The sequence below is a fragment of the Cereibacter ovatus genome, from assembly GCF_900207575.1.
Lineage (GTDB): Bacteria > Pseudomonadota > Alphaproteobacteria > Rhodobacterales > Rhodobacteraceae > Cereibacter_A > Cereibacter_A ovatus.
This window is the reverse complement of record NZ_OAOQ01000053.1, coordinates 1-1,671: the sequence shown is the minus strand read 5'-3', so window position 1 is coordinate 1,671 and position 1,671 is coordinate 1. Positions and strand designations below refer to the sequence as shown.

Genomic DNA, 1,671 nt, shown 5'->3' with positions numbered 1-1,671 from the left:
CATACATTCCCCAAGTGGCATGCCGTCTGACGTGAGTTTCGCCTGAATCCGACCGCAGGACAATCATTTTCCGTCCCGAGCGGCGTCGTCGGGCGCGCAAGGCGCTGAGACAGGGCAGATCGGCCCGCGAAGCCGCCGTGTTGTGCCCTGGTGGCGGTGTTTTTCAGCGCAGCGGACAGACCCATCCTGCCGTTTTCGTTCAGTTTGGGCGTGGATGGCGGTCATGCGCATAGCGGAGGCGCTCGCAATCGGCGGATGGCGGCGAGGATGGCGCGGACCATCGGACCGGTGACGGCCACCTCGGCCAGCTGGAAGGTGATGGCGCGGGCATGGCGGACGACACGTGCCCCGATCTTGATCAGCTTCAGTTGCAGGCTGGTCAACGACCAGTCGGCCATCGTCTCGGGCAACTCGATGCAGCGCAAGAAGATGGCCAGGTTGTAGGCCAGCGCATGCAGTTGCAGTCGCACCTCATTGTCGCGGAACTTCCGGCATGACAGCCGCGTCCAGTGGAAGGCATATTTACCTTCCTTGATGTGCTGCTCGGCGGTGCCGCGCTGGTTATAGAACCGCACCACCCAGTCGGGCTCCATCGGCAGGTTGGTGACGATGAAGCCGACACGCGGGAACAGTTCGCCCGGATGCCATTCGATCTTGGCGATCACCCGGCGTTCCTTGTCCCAGGATGCCGCCTGATACTCGAAGTCTTCGTAGAAGCGCTTGACCTTGGTCAGCGAAGGTCGCCCGACAGGGCGCGTCAGCCGATGCGCGATCTTCTCGCGCAGGACGTTGTTCGCAGGCAGCCGGATGGCGTAGAAGAATCGGGCTTCTTCCAGCCGCTCATAGATCGCGGGGATCGCGTAGGCGGCGTCAGCCCGGAAGAACCGGCCGCAAAGGTCGCGCTCCGCGTAGCGGGCGATGACGGGGTCGAGAACGTCCCGCCAGCCATCGGCGCTGTGGACGTTGCCATGGCGCAAGGCGCAGCGCTCCAGCATGCCGAACTGGTTGAACAAAAAGTTCGGGTGATAGCAGGTGCAGTCGAAATGCCCGTTCCAGGCCGCGCCCTCCTGATCGCCATGGGTGGGGCTGACCGAACTGTCCATGTCCAGAACGATGTACTTCAGCCCGTTACGGTCATGGAACCGGTCGATCCATTGGCCATTCAGGTCGGCCAGCGCGGCACGGTTCTCGGGCTGTGCCAGTGTCTCGGTCTCGAACCGTCCCATCTGCGAGGCCGAGGCCGCTTGCGCATCGACAGCCCTTCCACCCACGACCTGGCGCATCACCGGATCGAGGGCCAGGCGGTCGGCGTCGTTCACATCCTCGTATCCGGCCAGTCGCCCGAACACCGATTGCCGGAACAACCCGTCAAGCCGGTGGACCGTGTTCTTGCCGCGCCGGGTGTCGCGCAATGCTTTTGCCGCCAGATCGGACAGCCCGAGCGCGTCATCCAGCTCGCGCATCACCAGCAGGCCGCCGTCGGAACTGAGCTGCGCACCTCGGAACTCCACATGCACCCGGCGGTCGAACTCGACCCGATCTGCCCGCTTCGAACCCGCACCCTCTGGGTGATCCATCAAACGCGCCCCTCACGGCCATCAACACCATGATTTATATCGGAAATATTGAGATCCTGACAGCAAAATCAGCGATTTACTTGGGGAATGTGGG

Annotated in this window: 1 protein-coding gene; it reads right to left on the bottom strand. The window is 63.1% G+C overall.

The window, feature by feature from the left end:
- Positions 1 to 221 precede the first annotated feature (221 nt).
- Positions 222 to 1,577 carry an IS1380-like element ISKpn23 family transposase gene (locus tag CRO07_RS18205; protein WP_003168745.1) on the bottom strand — a complete coding sequence of 452 codons (1,356 nt, stop codon included), beginning with the start codon at positions 1,575 to 1,577 and terminating at the stop codon, positions 222 to 224.
- Between the last annotated feature and the right edge of the window lie 94 nt (positions 1,578 to 1,671).

What these genes read in the sequence shown, in the direction of transcription:
- CRO07_RS18205 (WP_003168745.1), bottom strand. Translation starts at nt 1,577, where the DNA reads ATGGATCACCCAGAGGGTGCGGGTTCGAAGCGGGCAGATCGGGTCGAG.